The organism is Paraliobacillus ryukyuensis, assembly GCF_003315295.1.
Lineage (GTDB): Bacteria > Bacillota > Bacilli > Bacillales > Amphibacillaceae > Paraliobacillus > Paraliobacillus ryukyuensis.
The window spans coordinates 26809-44044 of sequence record NZ_QNRI01000009.1; the positions used below are offsets into that span (position 1 = coordinate 26809).

The 17236-nt window shown below is 38.2% G+C and carries 16 protein-coding genes; 5 read left to right on the plus strand and 11 right to left on the minus strand.

Features of this window, described 5'->3' with window-relative positions; translation table 11 throughout:
- Positions 1-376: 376 nt before the first annotated feature.
- Genes fni through DES48_RS12115 form a run of 8 tightly spaced genes read right to left on the minus strand, consistent with a single transcriptional unit; the run spans position 377 to position 9258 of the window.
- On the minus strand, positions 377-1405 hold the full coding sequence (gene fni / locus DES48_RS12080; protein WP_113869533.1) for a type 2 isopentenyl-diphosphate Delta-isomerase: 1029 nt from the start codon (positions 1403-1405) through the stop codon (positions 377-379).
- A gap of 13 nt (positions 1406-1418) precedes the next feature.
- Entirely contained in the window at positions 1419-2885 is a 1467-nt protein-coding gene (locus DES48_RS12085) for a phytoene desaturase family protein (RefSeq protein ID WP_113869535.1), read from the minus strand.
- A complete protein-coding gene (locus DES48_RS12090) occupies positions 2882-3994 on the minus strand; it encodes a glycosyltransferase family 2 protein (protein WP_170126213.1) in 1113 nt (370 codons plus the stop codon). The genes DES48_RS12085 and DES48_RS12090 overlap by 4 nt, the downstream gene beginning before the upstream one ends.
- A complete protein-coding gene (locus DES48_RS12095; protein WP_113869539.1) occupies positions 3973-4713 on the minus strand; it encodes a lysophospholipid acyltransferase family protein in 741 nt (246 codons plus the stop codon). Before DES48_RS12095 ends, DES48_RS12090 begins: the two co-directional genes overlap by 22 nt.
- A complete protein-coding gene (locus DES48_RS12100) occupies positions 4691-5434 on the minus strand; it encodes a carotenoid biosynthesis protein (protein WP_113869541.1) in 744 nt (247 codons plus the stop codon). Before DES48_RS12100 ends, DES48_RS12095 begins: the two co-directional genes overlap by 23 nt.
- A gap of 14 nt (positions 5435-5448) precedes the next feature.
- Positions 5449-6276, minus strand: coding sequence for a phytoene/squalene synthase family protein (locus DES48_RS12105; protein WP_113869543.1), 828 nt, complete (start codon positions 6274-6276; stop codon positions 5449-5451).
- Complete coding sequence (locus DES48_RS12110) at positions 6266-7726, minus strand: phytoene desaturase family protein (protein WP_113869545.1); 1461 nt, start codon at positions 7724-7726, stop codon at positions 6266-6268. Before DES48_RS12110 ends, DES48_RS12105 begins: the two co-directional genes overlap by 11 nt.
- Positions 7726-9258 (minus strand): phytoene desaturase family protein, encoded by a 1533-nt coding sequence (locus DES48_RS12115; protein WP_113869547.1) that lies wholly within the window; start codon positions 9256-9258, stop codon positions 7726-7728. The genes DES48_RS12110 and DES48_RS12115 overlap by 1 nt, the downstream gene beginning before the upstream one ends.
- Before the next feature lie 264 nt (positions 9259-9522).
- Between DES48_RS12115 and pepT the strand changes: the two genes are divergently transcribed.
- The gene (pepT, locus tag DES48_RS12120; RefSeq protein ID WP_113869694.1) at positions 9523-10755 is read left to right on the plus strand and encodes a peptidase T; all 1233 of its coding nucleotides are present in this window, start codon (positions 9523-9525) and stop codon (positions 10753-10755) included.
- A gap of 58 nt (positions 10756-10813) precedes the next feature.
- Here pepT and DES48_RS12125 read toward each other — a convergent pair whose 3' ends face one another.
- Complete coding sequence (locus tag DES48_RS12125; protein WP_113869549.1) at positions 10814-12274, minus strand: Na+/H+ antiporter NhaC family protein; 1461 nt, start codon at positions 12272-12274, stop codon at positions 10814-10816.
- A gap of 178 nt (positions 12275-12452) precedes the next feature.
- Between DES48_RS12125 and DES48_RS12130 the strand changes: the two genes are divergently transcribed.
- Positions 12453-13421, plus strand: coding sequence for a glycosyltransferase family protein (locus DES48_RS12130; protein WP_113869551.1), 969 nt, complete (start codon positions 12453-12455; stop codon positions 13419-13421).
- 75 nt (positions 13422-13496) lie between these two features.
- Here DES48_RS12130 and DES48_RS12135 read toward each other — a convergent pair whose 3' ends face one another.
- Complete coding sequence (locus DES48_RS12135; RefSeq protein ID WP_079707899.1) at positions 13497-14036, minus strand: HD domain-containing protein; 540 nt, start codon at positions 14034-14036, stop codon at positions 13497-13499.
- A 199-nt stretch (positions 14037-14235) separates the two neighbouring features.
- Here DES48_RS12135 and DES48_RS12140 point away from each other — a divergent pair, with 199 nt between their 5' ends.
- From DES48_RS12140 to DES48_RS12150, 3 genes are all read left to right on the plus strand, one after another.
- Positions 14236-14610, plus strand: coding sequence for a carboxymuconolactone decarboxylase family protein (locus tag DES48_RS12140; RefSeq protein WP_113869553.1), 375 nt, complete (start codon positions 14236-14238; stop codon positions 14608-14610).
- Positions 14611-14742: 132 nt separating this feature from the next.
- Complete coding sequence (gene queC / locus DES48_RS12145; RefSeq protein WP_113869555.1) at positions 14743-15396, plus strand: 7-cyano-7-deazaguanine synthase QueC; 654 nt, start codon at positions 14743-14745, stop codon at positions 15394-15396.
- 23 nt (positions 15397-15419) lie between these two features.
- Positions 15420-16262 (plus strand): alpha/beta fold hydrolase, encoded by an 843-nt coding sequence (locus tag DES48_RS12150; protein WP_113869557.1) that lies wholly within the window; start codon positions 15420-15422, stop codon positions 16260-16262.
- Between the two features lie 43 nt (positions 16263-16305).
- Here the strand turns inward: DES48_RS12150 and DES48_RS12155 are convergent, their stop codons facing one another.
- Positions 16306-17190, minus strand: a complete 885-nt coding sequence (locus DES48_RS12155; RefSeq protein ID WP_113869559.1) for an ROK family protein — start codon at positions 17188-17190, stop codon at positions 16306-16308.
- Positions 17191-17236 lie beyond the last annotated feature (46 nt).

The following is a 17236-nucleotide window of genomic DNA, read 5'->3' on the forward strand; positions in this document are numbered from 1 at the left end:
TTTAGTTCTCTGTCAAATGTGGTGGTGTCATTTTCACTCCATCATCTCTTTTATTACACTTACATTATTAATCCTACTTGTACCTGAACCGCAAAAGAAAATCGCTTAACCAAGTGGATCTTCGGCTCGTGGGACTGCGATTACTCGTCCCATCGAAAACATTTGCTGTTCCCGTAGGAGTCTCGCATATTTCCTCTGCTAGGGTACTTTTATAATAAGACGCTTCTTATCTCTTGACACCCCAGTATCTTCTTTTTCAATCGCTCAAAACTCGGATACCACCACATTTAGTATAGAGCCAAATTTTACAAAAAAACTTCCATCAACATTATTTTATCATAATGCAGATGGAAGTGTTTACGTATAAAGTAATGATTTAACCAACAATTACTCGATTGGTTTGTTTTAATTCATTAATATTTTTTACGCCTAAAGCAAACATGGCCATTTGTAATTCTAATTCTCTTGTTTCCATTAAATCAAGTAATTTGTCGACGGATTCCGTTGCTTCTCTTAAGACAGATCGAGCAAAACCAACCATATCAGCACCGATGGCAATCGCTTTAGCAGCATCTAATCCTGTTTTCATTCCACCACTTGCGATAATTGGCACATCAGAAACATGCTCACGTACAGAGACAATGCTTTCTACTGTTGGAATTCCCCAATCCACAAACGCTTCTGCCGCTTCTTTTTTGATCTCATCTTTGGAGCGTAACTTCTCTACCTGACTCCAAGACGTGCCACCAGCTCCTGCTGTATCAACAAAAGCGATCCCTACATCACGTAGTTTCTTCGCGACCGTACCATCAATCCCCCAACCTACTTCTTTTACCCCAACAGGGGCGTCTAATGCAGCAACAAGTTTTTCAATTTTGCCAAGTAAATTAGAGAAATTCGTATCTCCACCTGTTTGGACAATTTCTTGAATGGCATTCAAGTGAAGCACAAGTACGTTCGCATCGGTAATATCAATAATTTGTTTACACTGATCGACAGTGAAACCGTAGTTTAATTGTACCGCTCCTAAATTAGCAATGATCGGAACAGTTGGCGCATATTTTCTAACTTGAAATGATGGACGAAAAGACTCTCTTTCAATGAGAGCACGTGTAGATCCAAGTGCAAAGGTCCAGCCTTTTTCTTCCGCCGCCATGGCTAGATTTCTATTGATCGTCTCTGCCATCTGCGCTCCGCCAGTCATTGAGCTAATCAGAAAAGGCGTTTTACGTTCAAACCCTAAAAATTGCTGCGCTAATGAAATCTCATTAAAGTCGATCTCTGGTAATGCATTATGTACAAATCGTACAGATTCCATTCCAGTTGAAATGTTGTTACCAGTTACTTGATCTGTTAAACAAAGTTCAATGTGCTCTGCTTTTCGTTTATTAATTGAATCTGTCATATAGAAAACTCCTTTATCGATAACGTTCTATAATATCATCGGCAACTAACATACCTGATAAAGTTACCATTGGGGTTCCTCCACCTGGATGCGTCGATCCACCGACATAATAAAGATGATCAATGCTGCGATCTTTATTTGGCATACGAAAAAAAGCTTGCTTAAAGTAATTAGAGGACATGCCATAAATCGTTCCTTTATAAGCGCCTGTTCGAGCAGCAATATCTGCTGGTGTCATATATTCTTCATAATCAATCGTCGCTTCATCTAGCTGTAATCCAAACGATTGCAGCTGCGTAAATACGCGGGATCGAATGTAGATTATTTGCTCTTCTGACCAATCAGCTTGGTTTTTCATGTAAGGTGCATTTATCAACATAAATAAATTGCTTGCATCAGGTTTCGCTCGTGTTGGCTCTGAAACACTAGAATTGCATATGTAAATCGTTGGCGTTGGTAGAACACACTTCTCCTTAAAAATAGCTTCAAACTCAGCTTGATAATTACTGGGAAAGAATACATTATGATGCGACAAGTTCGCAAACTTTTGCTGTGTCCCCAATAAAATCGTAAATCCAGATAGAGAAGGTTCCACGTTGTTAATCTGTCGCTCTGGACGATTGAACCACGTGGTTTGTACCGTTAATGCATCAGCATTTGCAATTACATCATCAGCAAAAAATTCACCAACATTCGTTGCAACACCGATTGTTTGCCTATTTTCGTTGATTAATAATTGCTTCACTTCCACATTTGTTTGGATCGAAACACCTAACTCAAGCGCTAACTTTTCTAATCCCTGCACTAATGCATAAGTGCCACCTTTCATGCCATAAATACCTTGCCTACCTTCTAAATGTGCCATCATCGCAAAGATAGCCGGTGCTTGGTAAGGCGATGATCCCACATACGTTGCATATCGATCAAACATTGCCAGCGTATTAGGATGTCTGAAGAATTGTCTAGTTAACTGATGCAACGTCTTGTGCGGTTTAATACGAAGAAAGTCAGTTAACAATTTTGTCGATAACTTTGCTTTTGTTGAATACATCAATTTTTTAAAAAAACTTCGTTCAGCAATGGTATAAAGACGAGAAGCTTCCCGCAAAAAGCTATGATAGTTCTGAGCATCTTCAGGACTATAGGTAGCGATCTGGGCAGTTACACTTGCTTGATCTGTATTAAAATCAACGACCTGTCCATCCGAGAAGAAGTTTCGTGTGCCAGTAGCAATTGGATAAAACGAAACATAGTCTTCGATATTTCGATCACAAGCAGTGAATAATTCTTCAAATATATGCCGCATGGTAATCGTACTAGGGCCCAAATCAAACTGATACTCTCCTGCTGTTACTTGTTGCAGTTTGCCGCCAATCGTTGACTGCTTCTCCATAACTGTAACGGAAAACCCGTGATATGCCAAACGAATTGCACAACTCAATCCTCCTAATCCTGCACCAACGATTATGATCTTTTTCATGAATAACTTCTCCCCTTCCATTGGTAACCTTGCTTTTTAAAACTTTTCAAAAATGAATCAAAACTAATCAAGATAACAAACAATACACTAATTGGAAGAAAGAAGCTATAAACAAGTGTAACACCATTTGAATAATCTACAATCGCTTTCGTTAGTACGGCAATTGCGTAACTGATCACCACTAGAATTGGATTAGCTCCTGTAAATAATAACACGATCGGTACAATATATAACATTAGGTAGTAAGCAATGACTAGTAAGAGAGCGATGGCTTGGCGATTCACACCAGTGTAGATGTTCTTTTGAAAACCAAACCAAACATCTTTCCAAGTATGATACATGCGCATATACACATAACGATCGATTTTTGCTAATGTAGCTGGAAAACCATATTGTTTCATCCGTTTCATTAAGCTCATATCATCTAACAGACTATCTCGGATTGCAGCGTGCCCACCAATAACATGATAACTTGTTTGGTGAACAGTGATAAAAGCACCATGTGCTGCTGCAAACATAGCACGTTTACTGTTTTTCACAAAATAGATTGGAAGGTGACAGAGAATAACAAACATCATCATTGGCACTACTAACTTTTCCAACCAAGAACCGACGATTTGTCTTGGAAATCCAGAGACAATGCCAGCACCTTGTTTTGCTAATATTGGGTTCATCTGCTCTATGGCCTTTGGTTCTAATCGAGCATCTGCGTCTACAAATAAGAACCAATCACCACTTGCATGATCTGCCAACTGTTGACAGGCATAGGATTTACCTGTCCACCCTTTCGGTAGTGACTTGCCCTCGACTAGACGAATTGATTGATGTTTATTAGCTAACCCCCTTATTAACTTCTTGGTATTATCTGTAGAATGATCGTTTAAGACAATAATCTCATACGGCTGTTGCGTTTGCTGTATAACAGAAGATAGGCATGCTTCAATATTAGCTTCTTCATCTCGTGCTGGAATTAGCACAGATAACCGGATTGGGGTTTGTGTATTAGGTACCTGTTGTTGTGATAACCTTGGAAAAACAAACAGATTCCAACAAACAAAGCCTAATTGAAACAAGAGCCAACAACTCACTAGGATGAGAATGGTGTCCACTTTTTCACCCCATTTTTCAATGCATCCAATCGATCACTTGTCGATTTACTCTGTCGCATGACCGGATACTGGTGTTTTTGTTTTTTATTGATAACAGCTAATCGGTGCGTGTCTGCTTGTTGTTGGAGCACTTTTTCTAAATAAACCGTCCATTCTTTTCTCGTATGAGCTTTACCATTCATTAGAATTGCTTCTCCAAATTGAATACTGGCAATTGGTTTTTGTGGTTCATCAAAGTAATAGTGAAATGTAACTGGTTTGACCCTCACTTGTTCAAATCGCTGAATCAAGTAACCAAGACCAGATTGAAATTGATAAGGTCGGATGTCTTGGTGTTGGATTTCACCTTGCGGAAACAGCCAAACCGCTTTATGATCTTGAATTAATTGTTCACTATACTGCAAAGCTTGCACAATAGCCTTTGGTTGATAGCGATTAATTGAATAAGCTCCCAACTCACGAAAAAAACCATACTGTTCCAATCCTTGTTGATCCATCATAATGTAATGATCCCTATTAGACTGTTGTTTTGTTACATAAAACAATAGCAATCCATCCCACCAAGAACTGTGGTTGGCAATATAAATTATGGGAAATTGATTGTCCTCATCAATATCGCCCTCTACATAAACGTTGTGAAAGTGTTTATGTAATAAATAATATTTTAAATAAGAATAAAATAAATTCGAAAATCGTTTACTTTTGGCTGCGGTAATCATACTGATACCTACCTTCTACAAGGAGAATAAAAGCAATACTTAATACCCCTATGATTGCTATGCCATTACGAAAAGCTAATAAGCCAAACAATAGTAACATGCCTTGATAAACCCATGTGATTTTTCGATGAATGTTATGCTGCTTTGGATAAAGTGGAAACATCAGTGATAAGATAGCACCCAAAATAAACCAAGTAACAAAATTGGTGATTGGGATGCCAAAATAACTTCCGTTTCCATTCCATTCCCAAAATGATTCTACTTCAGCTACTGGATCCAAGATCAGATCAAGCACAACAATCCATACACCAGTTTCGAGCGCTCGCAATAATTTTGTCTTTTGATTTGCTAGATACATACTATTAAACAATACCCCTATCCACGCAAGCGTAATCGTGATAGGAACACCGATGAGGTTAGGCCCCAGGACGGGGGTATATCGGTAGCTTCCAAATGGAAATCCTGTAGCAACACTAATTACTTCTACCAGATATGTGACACTCCCGACACATATCAACGCTAGCCAATACCATACCTGCTTTGTGGTTTGCTTTGCTAGCATTTCTATTAAACAGCAAGCATAGAATACAAGAAACAGTGGCTTAGAAAAAGCCAGTATAGCAGGAACGTGCCAAAATACTTGCAAGAAAAAGCCAATAAGATACCAAACAGCAAAAATAGGAAATAAGATAAGTACGTTTTGGTTAACATCTTTCATCATTTTGTTGGATCCTTCTATTTAGTTAGCTGCAATAGTAGTTGGCTTTTTCGCTTGTTAGAAACTACCGCGCGCGCTGTAAATACTTGATAATCATTTTCTTTAACGACTTGAATGATCTCTCGGTAGTATCTAGCAGCTAGTTGCATAGATAGTGCACTTTTTTTCGGATATGTGTCAATAAATTGAAGTCCTTCTTCAAACCATTGATCGGCTTGATCGGTTAAAGCTTTGATAAGATTTCGTAGTTCTTGGTTAATGACTTGATTCTCCCAATCCTCGATGCTGTAGCCATATGCGTGCATCATTTCTAATGGTACATATCGTCGCCCAAGGCGCTGATCTGCGCCAATATCGCGAATAATATTAACAATTTGCATCGCTTTGCCCAAGGCAACACCTGATTCAATAATTGCCTGATTCGGGCGCTCGTGCAACACAGGAATAAGCATTTCTCCAACTGAACCAGCTACACGATAGCAATAATCTTCTAATTGATCCATCGTGTCATAAGCCGTACGGTAGTAGTCCATTCGTTGACCACTCATCTGGGTATAATACGGTTCTTTTGACAACTCATAGCTGGAAAGCAACCATCGTAAGGCCGGCCATATAAAATGACCCTCGGCAAATGCTAAATTATCAAACTGATCCTCTAACTCTTCCAGCGTATATGGCGAGTTTTCAGGTTCATCCACTGCATCATCAATCATTCGGCAAAAAGAATAAATGACAAAAACCGCTTCTCGTTCTTGCTTTGGTAAAAACTTAAAAGCATGATAAAAACTTGATGAACCTTTTTTCATCATTTCCTTGCAAGCCAATGCCACGTTTTCATCTAACATGCTTTGTTTCCTCCTCTTTGAAGTAATTTGCTAACAAACGAGCACCTTGCATCACAATCGGAATACCACCACCAGGATGAACAGAAGCACCTACTGCAAATAAGCCGTTAATCTCAGGGTGGATAATTTGTGGTCGAAAACCGCCAGATTGATTAATTTTAGGTGCCACACCAAAACTACCGCCTAAATATAGACCTTCTTGCTCTGCTTGTCGTGGTGTTCGAATCGATTGCCATTCAATCGCATTTCGTAATCCTTGAAAACTACTATTTTCAATTTTTTCGATTTGGTCCTCTACTAGTCTATATAATGCTTTATCAGAAGGATCAATGGAGGCGGGTACCGGGATTAGCATATACAACACACTCTTATCTGCTGGAGCAGCATCTGGATCAATGGTAACAGGATTAAACACATAACAGGAAGGATCATTAGGAATCTCATTTCCGCTGACGACCTCCTCCATATACGTATCAAAATCATCGGATAAATAGAATTGATGCGTTAATTGATCCTGATACCTACGATTAACGCCTAAATACACCAATACACAACCGGAAGAAGGTTCAAGTTGCTTTTGCCTTTTCTTTTGATAGTTTGTTGGTAGTAACCTATCAATCATTGGATAATCCCCGTTGAACACTACATGATCAAAAGCTTGAAACGATCCATTCGTGCGCACGCCTTGCACGGTTTTTCCCTCAACCACAATGTCGTCCACAGGTTGTTGTTTATAAATTTTTACTCCTCTCGATCTACACGCCTCTTCTAAAACAGGTACAATGCTGGCATATCCACCTTTTACATACCAGATGCCATATGCATGTTCACTGTAAGAAATTAAACCATACAAGGCGGGTACTTGATGAGGAGCACCTCCTATATACAAGGTCTGCAATGCATAAGAATGAATGAGGCGTCTGTCGTTAAAAAAGGAAGCTAAATATTTTGAGACATGCTGATACGATTGCGACGATAGTACGAATTTAATATTTTGCAAGGAAAGAAAAGAGCGCTTATTGATAAATATCTTGGAAAGAAAAGCTTCCGTACCAAAATCATATACTTTTTTCATCTGATGCATATAACGTTGATAACCGAAGCTTTCTCCCGGAAATTTTGATTCGATTTCACCCATTTGTTTTTTCGTATCTCGCCATTTTCGATACACCGTTCCATCAGCGAAATGAATATCATATAACGGATCACATGGAATCAACTCGATCGCGTCTTGCTCAATACCTGCTTCTGCTAAAATTTCTTTTAGTAATTCAGGCAGTAGGACAATCGTAGGCCCCTGATCAATGCGGTATTCTCCATTTGATTGAAAAGTTAAACGCCCCCCTAGATGGGCTTCTTTTTCATAAATGGTAACATCATGGCCTTGGCGATTTAATAATAAAGCGGCGGTTAATCCACCAATCCCTGCTCCTACAATAGCTGTCTTCATTAGAATTGCTCCTTCACTGTCGGCACTTCGGTATCCAGAATAACAGGAGCTTTCGTACCATATTGGTCTTGTAACAAGTCAGAACTGATAATAGCTGATTGAAAAATAGTTGGTAATCCACTTCCCGGGTGCGTACCTCCACCAACTAAGAAGCAATGTTCTACGTCCTCAAACTTATTATGTGGACGGAAATACATCATTTGATCAAGGCTGTGTGATAAATTAAACGTTGCACCTCGGTAAACGTAATACTCTTTTTCCCATTCTAATGGCGAAATGGTCTTTTCTACTTCTATCTTCTCACGTAGCCCTGCTAAACCTGGTTCTTTCTCTAGACGATCAAGAATTTGTTCTTTGACGAGTGGTTTTTGTTCTTCCCAATCAATTGAAGCTTCTAAGTTCGGTACAGGCATTAATACATATAAAGCCGATTTTCCTGTAGGAGCGAGGGTGGGATCTAAGTGAGAAGGGTTGTGAACATAAATAGAGGCATCGGAAGAAATCTTTCCTTCTTTCGTAATGTCATCTACATTTTGTTTATAATCATCAGCAAACAATACCATATGATGTGGTAAATCCAACGTATCATCTACTCCTAAATACAACATAAATGTCGATAATGATAACCCTTTTTTCTCGAGATTTTCTTGTTTATATTTACGTAAATCGTTTTGATCAAATAGATTTGTCATGGCATAACCGAAATCAGCGTTAATAATGACATCATCTGCTTGAACGGTTGCACCATTTTCTAATTGCACACCAGTTGCTTTACCATTGTCCACGATAACTTGCTCGACACCTGTATTCGTTAATACTTCTCCACCATTCTCTTCAATCACTCGAGCCATTGCATGACATACTTGATTCACGCCACCAATTGGGTGAAACAAACCGTAGCGATGCTCTAAAAAAGATAGAATAGTGAATGTTCCCGGGCAATCCCAAGCTGACATACCTAAATATTTTGCTTGGAAAGAAAATGCCCATTTTAATCGTTCATCGGTAAAATATTTGGAAAGTCGACCATAAACGGTGTCAAAAGCATTTAACCGTGGAAGTGCTCGCCACATATCTTTCGTAAAAAAGTCACCAATACTAGTAAAAGGTTGTTTTAATAAATTTATTACACGATCAAATTTTTCTCCTTCAATACGGAGAAATTTTTCATAACCTGCTTCATTCCCTGGAAACAAACGACTTATTTCTTGTTTGGTATATTCCATATCTCTGCTTGGTGAAAATGCGACATCACCAAATTTCAACGTATATAAAGGAGAAACTTCACGCATATCTACATACTCATGTAGATCTCTACCAGATCGAGCGAAAACTTCTTCTAATATTTGTGGCATCATAAAAAATGTTGGACCTAAATCAAATTGGTAATCTCCTAATTGTAGTTTGGATGTCCGACCACCAACCTGTGCTTGTTTCTCTAACACTTTCACTTGATAACCTGCAGCACTTAATTGCATCGCTGCAGCTAATCCACCTGGCCCAGCACCAACAACTATTACTTGCTTTTTCATTTCCCCTACCTCCATATCCCAGCCTGGAAATTTATCTTTCTAAACCTCAACGTGGTACTTCATTTAGTTAAACTATGTACATTTAAATAACCTTTTTTGCTAAATTTAAACCTTATTTCTAAAATAATATATTGGTGATACAGGTAAGTAGTAGTAATTCACAAGGTTTGATGCATAAAATTATTTAGAATTGTAAAGGATTTTATGCGATTCGTTATCTTATGCTAAAATAAAAGTAATTTTATAAATGGAGATGAATATATGATGAAACAAGAAATAATCGATCGTTTTACCACATACGTAAAAGTTGATACCCAGTCAGATGAATCAAACGAAAACTGCCCATCCACCGAAGGTCAATGGAAATTAGCGCATATGCTTGTGAAAGAATTACAATCTATCGGAATGCAAGAAGTAACAATTGATGATAACTGCTATGTAATGGCTACCCTTCCTTCTAACACAGATAAAGCTGTTCCTACTATTGGTTTTTTAGCACATTTAGATACAGCTACTGATTTCACAGGAAAAAATGTCAAACCGCAACTGATGGAAACTTACGATGGTAAAGATATTACCTTACATAATGAGGAAAATGTTGTATTGAAAGTGAGCGATTATCCAGAGTTAAATAACTATGTTGGTCATACGTTAATCACAACCGATGGCACCACATTACTGGGAGCCGACAATAAAGCAGGAATTGCGGAAATTATGACTGCGATGGATTATTTAATCAAGCATCCAGAGATCAAACACGGAGACATTCGCGTTGCTTTCACACCTGATGAGGAAATTGGGCGTGGTCCGCATAAATTCGATGTCGAGGCTTTTCATGCTGATTTTGCCTATACCGTAGATGGTGGCCCTTTAGGTGAATTACAATACGAAAGCTTTAATGCAGCAGCTGCTAAAATTTCTTTTAAAGGAAATAATGTACATCCAGGAACAGCAAAAAATAAAATGGTCCACGCTACCAAAATTGCGATGGCTTTCCATGACCGTCTGCCTGCCGATGCAGCACCAGAATTCACAGAAGAATATGAAGGGTTCTACCACTTGCTATCAATGACAGGTGACGTAGAGCATGCCCAACTTTACTATATTATTCGTGATCATGATCGTGTAAAATTTGAATCCAAGAAAGAACTAATTGAGAAAATAGTTTTAGAATTTAATAAAAAATATGGCAGTGAATCTGTAACATTAGAAATGAAAGACCAATATTACAATATGCGAGAGAAGATTGAACCGGTAGGCCAAATTGTCGACATCGCTTCAGATGCTATGAAAGAATTAAACATTGAACCACTCATTCAACCGATTCGTGGGGGAACGGATGGATCACAATTATCCTTTATGGGATTACCAACACCAAACTTGTTCACAGGCGGCGAAAACTTCCACGGGAAATATGAATACATTTCCGTAGATAATATGGAAAAAGCCGTGAACACGATTGTGACTATTAGTCGGTTGTTTGAAGAAAGAGCATAGATACACTAAACTATAGGTAAAGCTTGGCATCAACGAGGATGCCAAGCTTTTTTAAATGTTATTCTTTTGGTGGTTTTGTTAATTCCTCTCCATCTTTCCCTTGATAACGTAATCCCCAGCTGGTTGCTGCTGCTACGAGCATAACAACGACTAAGAACCAACCTTGGAAAACAAACGGGAACACTGCAGTCGGAGCAACAACTGGTAACCAATCATATGTTTCTTGCATTGTCGATATCGTCGACCATCCAAGTAAAACCGGTGCGCCCCACGGAAAAATATATCCTAATGCGGACGTAATCGCATCTAACATATTCGCACGACGATACGCATGAATTTTATATTTTTCACCTAATTGACGCACAAATGGAGCAGCAGCAATTTCTGCTGCAGTATTAATTGTTATTGCACTGTTTAATAAAGCAACAATCGCCCAGATAGAAAGCTCTGCACGTTTAACAGATGTTTTAATCCATTTCACTAAGGTATTGGTGATAATTTGCATCGTACCACCTAATTTTAGTAGGTGAGCAGAAGCAACAATTAATAATATTAAAATCGCCATATTCATGTATCCCGTAATCCCTTTAATAAGCGCTCCCTCTACTACTGAATCAGATGCAGCATTAAACGAAACAATATCCGAAAAATGACCAATTGGAAACACAATAATCATTAAAATAGCTGTTAAAATTCCCCATGTTAAAGAAGTAAGTAAATGATGGCCTGATAAAGCTAAAATTAAAACAATAACAAAAGGAATAAGCATTAATAATCCAGTGGGGTTAACCGATTCATTGACAGCAACTTGCGTATCTAATGCTTCACCACCACCAAAGAAAGCAAACAATAGTACCGTAGGAATTGCCGCACTAATCGCATATTTAAAGCGACTACGAACGACTCCTGGCACGTCGGCATCTTGTGTAGTTGCCGAAACAATTGTTGTATCAGATACAGGTGCTAAATTATCACCAAACACCGCCCCCGCTAAAATTGCCGCAAATAACATCGTAGGATCAGCACCAGTAGCAACACCAGCCGGATACATTAACGTACAAAAAGCAACGGTTGTGCCATAGCCTGTACCAACTGCGGTTGAAAAAGTCGCCGCTAGAATAAACGTTAAGGCGACAAATAATCCACCTGTAAAACCTGTCGTTGTCCCTATCCATACTAATCCTTCTACTAAACCGCCAACTTGTAATACTTGAGCAAACATTCCAGCATAAAACCAAGCAACCATGGCGATGACACCAATTGGCTGGGCCAGTCCATCAAATAAAGCTTGTGCATAATCGGCCCATTTACTTTTGCAAAGTAACAAACCTAACGTAATGCCAATCACAGCCCCTAACACTAGCCCTATCTCTGATGATAACTGCAGTACGCTAGTTGTAATCGCCCATATCACAAAAAACAGTAATGGTACAGCAGCACCAAAAGCACCTAGTCGAAAGGAGAGACTATTTACTTTGTCAGAACCAATTGCTTGTTGAAAATCTCTCTCTTGTTGCATGCGAACCCTCCTCATTTTTCCACAACATTTTTGTAGAACTTTTATTATTTTATCACAATTATACAAACTTTCTGAAGAATTGAAATACATTTTAGTATATTTTTATGACATTTGTACGTTACCAATTTTTAACGTTCTCATAGAGTGTTACTAGAATGAAACAAGGAAGGGATAACTATTGGAAAACAAATTAACCATTTTAATTCTTGTGCGACCTTTTTGGCTCAACTACCCAAAACATAAACCAAAAGCAGATATGCTAAAAAATATCGCATTTTTTGCTAATGTTCATTATTGGTACAATGACGGTGATATTACTGATATTCTAAATCAACTTAACATTAAACCAGATTTTATTTTTCATTATGATATTGCTTGGAATTATCGCCTTGCACCACATATTACTGGGTTAGATAAAATTGACATACCAAAAGGATGTTTTGTTATTGATTTACATTGGTCACCAAAAAGCCGAATCGCTTATATAGAAAAGAACGGGATGGATCTTATCTTTTCCGTTAGTTACCATGGCTTTTTAGCATCATTTCCACAATATGAACATAAATTAAACTGGCTACCATGGTCAATTAATTCTGAAATAATCAAAGATTGGCAATTAGACAAAAGTATTGATTATCTATTAATGGGTTTAGTGCACTACAAGAACTCCTTGCCCTATGTTCCAGACGAGGGGCGCTATGCCTTTCGAAAAGCCGTACTAGAGCAAATGAAAGATGACAGAGGTTTTGTTTATCACTCGCACCCTGGTCATTTAGCTAAACCTAAACCAAATGTTTTTATGAACGAAAAATACGCGCAGGAGTTAAATCGTGCTAAAATTTTCTTCACCTGTGGTGGTAGAGGCCTTGGAGGCGGGGCTCCAGTGTTAAAATTCTTTGAAGCGCCTGGTTGTCACACATTACTATTGGCAGAAACAAATCCTGATATTCAAGCTTTAGGTTTTACAGATCAAAAACACTATATTTCTTGTACCGTTGATGATGTTCGTGAAAAAGCAGCATATTATCTGGAACATGACAATGAACGAGAAAAAATAACGGATGAAGGCTATCGTTTTATTCAAGAGAATCACAGCAATGAGATACGAGCACAAGAGTTTCTTCACGCTGTTTCCACCATCTTATAAATCATTACTACGCACGTCCTTCAGTAATATAGATCATCAAAAAACCTTGTAACATGAATCAATAGTTACAAGGTTTTAGCCTAATTGTTTATAAGAAGATGAAGTTTCCATGAAGAGATTAATTTTGTGATCGAGATGAAGGATACGTTGACGGGCAGTTTCTGAACTAATACTACGATAATGGTGTCCTCCACTAGGTTCCTCATCATCGGTATCCGCTTTTGCAACGAGTTGTTGCAATGGCGTCAATTGCAATGTTCCTTCAGGTAGATATGAATCCGTATGGAGTAAAACAGCTAGTGCAACTGCTTTCGCTTCGGGTAAACTTTCCCCTAAACGAACGAGTAATTTATGTGCCCGAGCAGCACCTTTAATGGCATGAATATCGTTTTCTTTATACTGATCAAAGTCCCATTCGCCGTCTTGGTACCATTCATAATGACCAATATCATGTAACAAGCCAGCTTTAGCAGCCAAATCAGGGGATACGCCATATTCTTTTGCTAACGCAACCGATCGTTCTGCAACAGATATGGCATGCGCCATTCCCGAACGTCCAACATATTTCTGTACAATTGGATGATCAAATAACATGGTTAACGTAACTTTTCGCATCATTTACCTCCTTTTTTGTTTCTAAAAAATATATTGCTAAATAAATTAGCACATAAAATAGTAAATTTCAATTATTATTTTTTATATGTATGTCAAAAAACAAAAATTGATACTAGATTTATCTATCATTCGTTTCCCTAAGAATAGAACAAAATCCAAAGGGCAAGCTATAGTGAAACTATTTTAAAGGTGGGATTACATGGAAACCAATGCAGAAGGAATTGCTAATTATTTTGATCAATCAATCATCGATTATAAAGAAGGGACCAACTATCTCCAGAAAGCATTACCAGAAGTCGGCGAACATTATTTATCATTCACTGACGCTTGTTTCAAAGCTGGTACAATAGGTGAAAAAGAAAAACAACTAATGGCACTAGGTATTAGCGTTTATGCTCAAGATGAATACTGTATTATTTATCATATCAAAGGCGCTGTAGACAACGGGGCAACAGAAGAAGAAATTGCAGAAACCATTGGTGTTAGTGCAGCACTTGGCGGAGGAGCCGCATTCGCTCAAGGAGTAACACTAGCAATGGATACATTCCACTATTACAATAGTCAAACACACTAGCGAAAAAGCATCCTTTGGGTGCTTTTTTGATTTTTAATTGGCATATAATAAATTCCCGCTGTAAAATAGTATTTATATGCTATTTTCATTAAAATAGTTTTGTATTTTACAGACTAGAAAGGGAGTTAACAGATGCAAAACAATAAAGCAATTGTTGTCTTTAGCGGCGGACAAGATAGTACGACTTGTCTGTTTTGGGCTCTAGAAAGATTTGAACACGTAGAAGTAGTTACATTTGATTATCAGCAACGTCACCAAGAGGAAATCGAAGTTGCGCAGCGTATCGCAGAAAAACTCAGTGTAAAACAAACTATTTTAGATATGTCTTTACTCAATCAACTTGCACCAAATGCCCTTACACGATCTGATCAAGCAATCGAAGAAGGCAAAGGTGGAGAGCTTCCATCTACTTTTGTACCTGGGCGTAATTTGTTATTTTTATCATTTGCTACTATTTTAGGCAGACAAATTGATGCAAAACATATAGTTACTGGTGTTTGCGAAACCGACTTTAGCGGGTATCCAGATTGTCGAGACATATTTATCAAATCGCTTAATGTTTCATTAAACTTGTCAATGGATGATCAATTCGTTATTCACACCCCATTAATGTGGTTAAACAAAGCGGAAACATGGGAGTTAGCTGACGAACTAGATGCATTTGAATTTGTTCGGGAAGAAACATTAACTTGTTATAATGGTATAAAGGGCGATGGTTGCGGCGAATGCCCAGCCTGTAAATTACGAAAAAGAGGATTGGAACAGTATTTAGCTAAGCGTACCTAACAAAGGGAAGGGAGTTACGAACCATGCAACGAATGAAACAAAAACATGCCATCAGCATTGTAGTAGGAATTATACTTTGCTCGCTTTTGTTGCTTGCGTTCGTATACGCTGAACCTACTGATTCAAAAAATCAAAGGGAACAAACACCTACATTATTTATTCATGGATATAAAGGCGGGCCAAGATCTTTTCAGACAATGTTGCAAAGAATGGAACATAATAATTGGGCAGAAAAAGCAATGGTTATCCATGTGGCGCCTAATGGGGATATTGTCTTCGGTGGTCGATTAGCTAAGCATCATAACCCACTTATTCAAGTGATCTTTGCTGAAGATAAAGCCAGTATTGCCCAGCAGACGATATGGATAGAAGATATTTTGTACAGACTTAAGAACATTTACGAAATTGATCAAGTAAATATAGTCGGTCACTCCATGGGTGGTCTTACTGCAACCAACACTATTTTACAAGACTCCATGAATAAAGAATTTCCACATGTTGAAAAGCTTGTCGTTATTGCTAGCCCATTTAAAGGGATTGATAAAAATAACTACTTTAAAGTTAATAAAGGGAATGCGGCAGTCGATCTAAGGCCACATTCTCAGGCATTAACAAACATGATTCAACGTAAAACGTATTTCCCGCCTTCTATCTCTGTTTTAGCAATAGCAGGCGTTAGTAATAATTACGGCACAGATGGTCTAGTAAGGCTCGATAGCGCCATGGGGATTGAAGCTATTGTTAATGAAAAACAACTAAAGCGAAAAATCTTTTATAACAAAAGAGCAACCCACTCCGGACTACATGAACTGGAAGCAGTCGATCAACGAATTGCTACTTTTTTATGGAAGAATACGCTCGAATAGTTCAATAGCTAAAAGACCAACAAAATGAATATTTTTATGATACTTAATTGTGTTGGTTTAGATGATGATACAATGCACCGTATAAGTTGGCTGCATTTTGAAAGGCACACGTTACCACATGCGGTTTCGCTTGGTGAAATGGATTGGCTTGTTTAAGCGCCTCAATTGCTTGGTTAATTCCTTTTAAAACGATCGGCTGGACACTAATCCCTCCACCAATTGCAATGATGTCCGGATCGATAATATATTGTATATTTAAAATCCAAAAAGCAATCCGTTTGCAATAATGATTAAATATCGTCGTAGCTTCTTTATCCCCATCATTAATATAGCGAAATGCTGTTTCACCATCGTTCTTATCGAACTGTTTTTGCTCGGCTATTTGGTTAATCATATTGATAGCTGATCCAGATGTTCCTGCGACACTAGCCTTATTGTTTTCTTGATTAACACAATCCATTAATAAACTAAATTCGCCAGCTTGTAAATCTTTGCCCCGATGCAGTTTGTCATTGATAATTAGGCCACCACCTAAACCGGTACCCAAGATAACGACAACTGCGTTTCTATATCCTTTCACACTACCTAACCACCATTCTGCTAAAGCAGCGCTCTTTCCGTCATTTTCAATCGAAACAGGTACTTGACATTTTTCTTGTAAAGCCTTAGCTAGATTGTAGTTATGTAAATACCTTAAGCTTCCCCCATAGTAAACGACCCCTGTATCAACATCGATTGTCCCAGGACAGCTAACGGCAATGCCTTTTACTTGATTAGAGTTTTGAAAAAATAGGTCTGCCATTTTATTGACCAAATCTTGAGGGCTGTCATATGGAGTTTCAAATTTTCCATCCGCTAACATCTCCCCATCAGCCGTCATCCAGGCATGTTTAACAAACGTACCGCCGATATCAAAAACTAAATACATGTTATCTCTCCTGTCTGTAAAAGTATATTTATAGATAGCTAGTCAA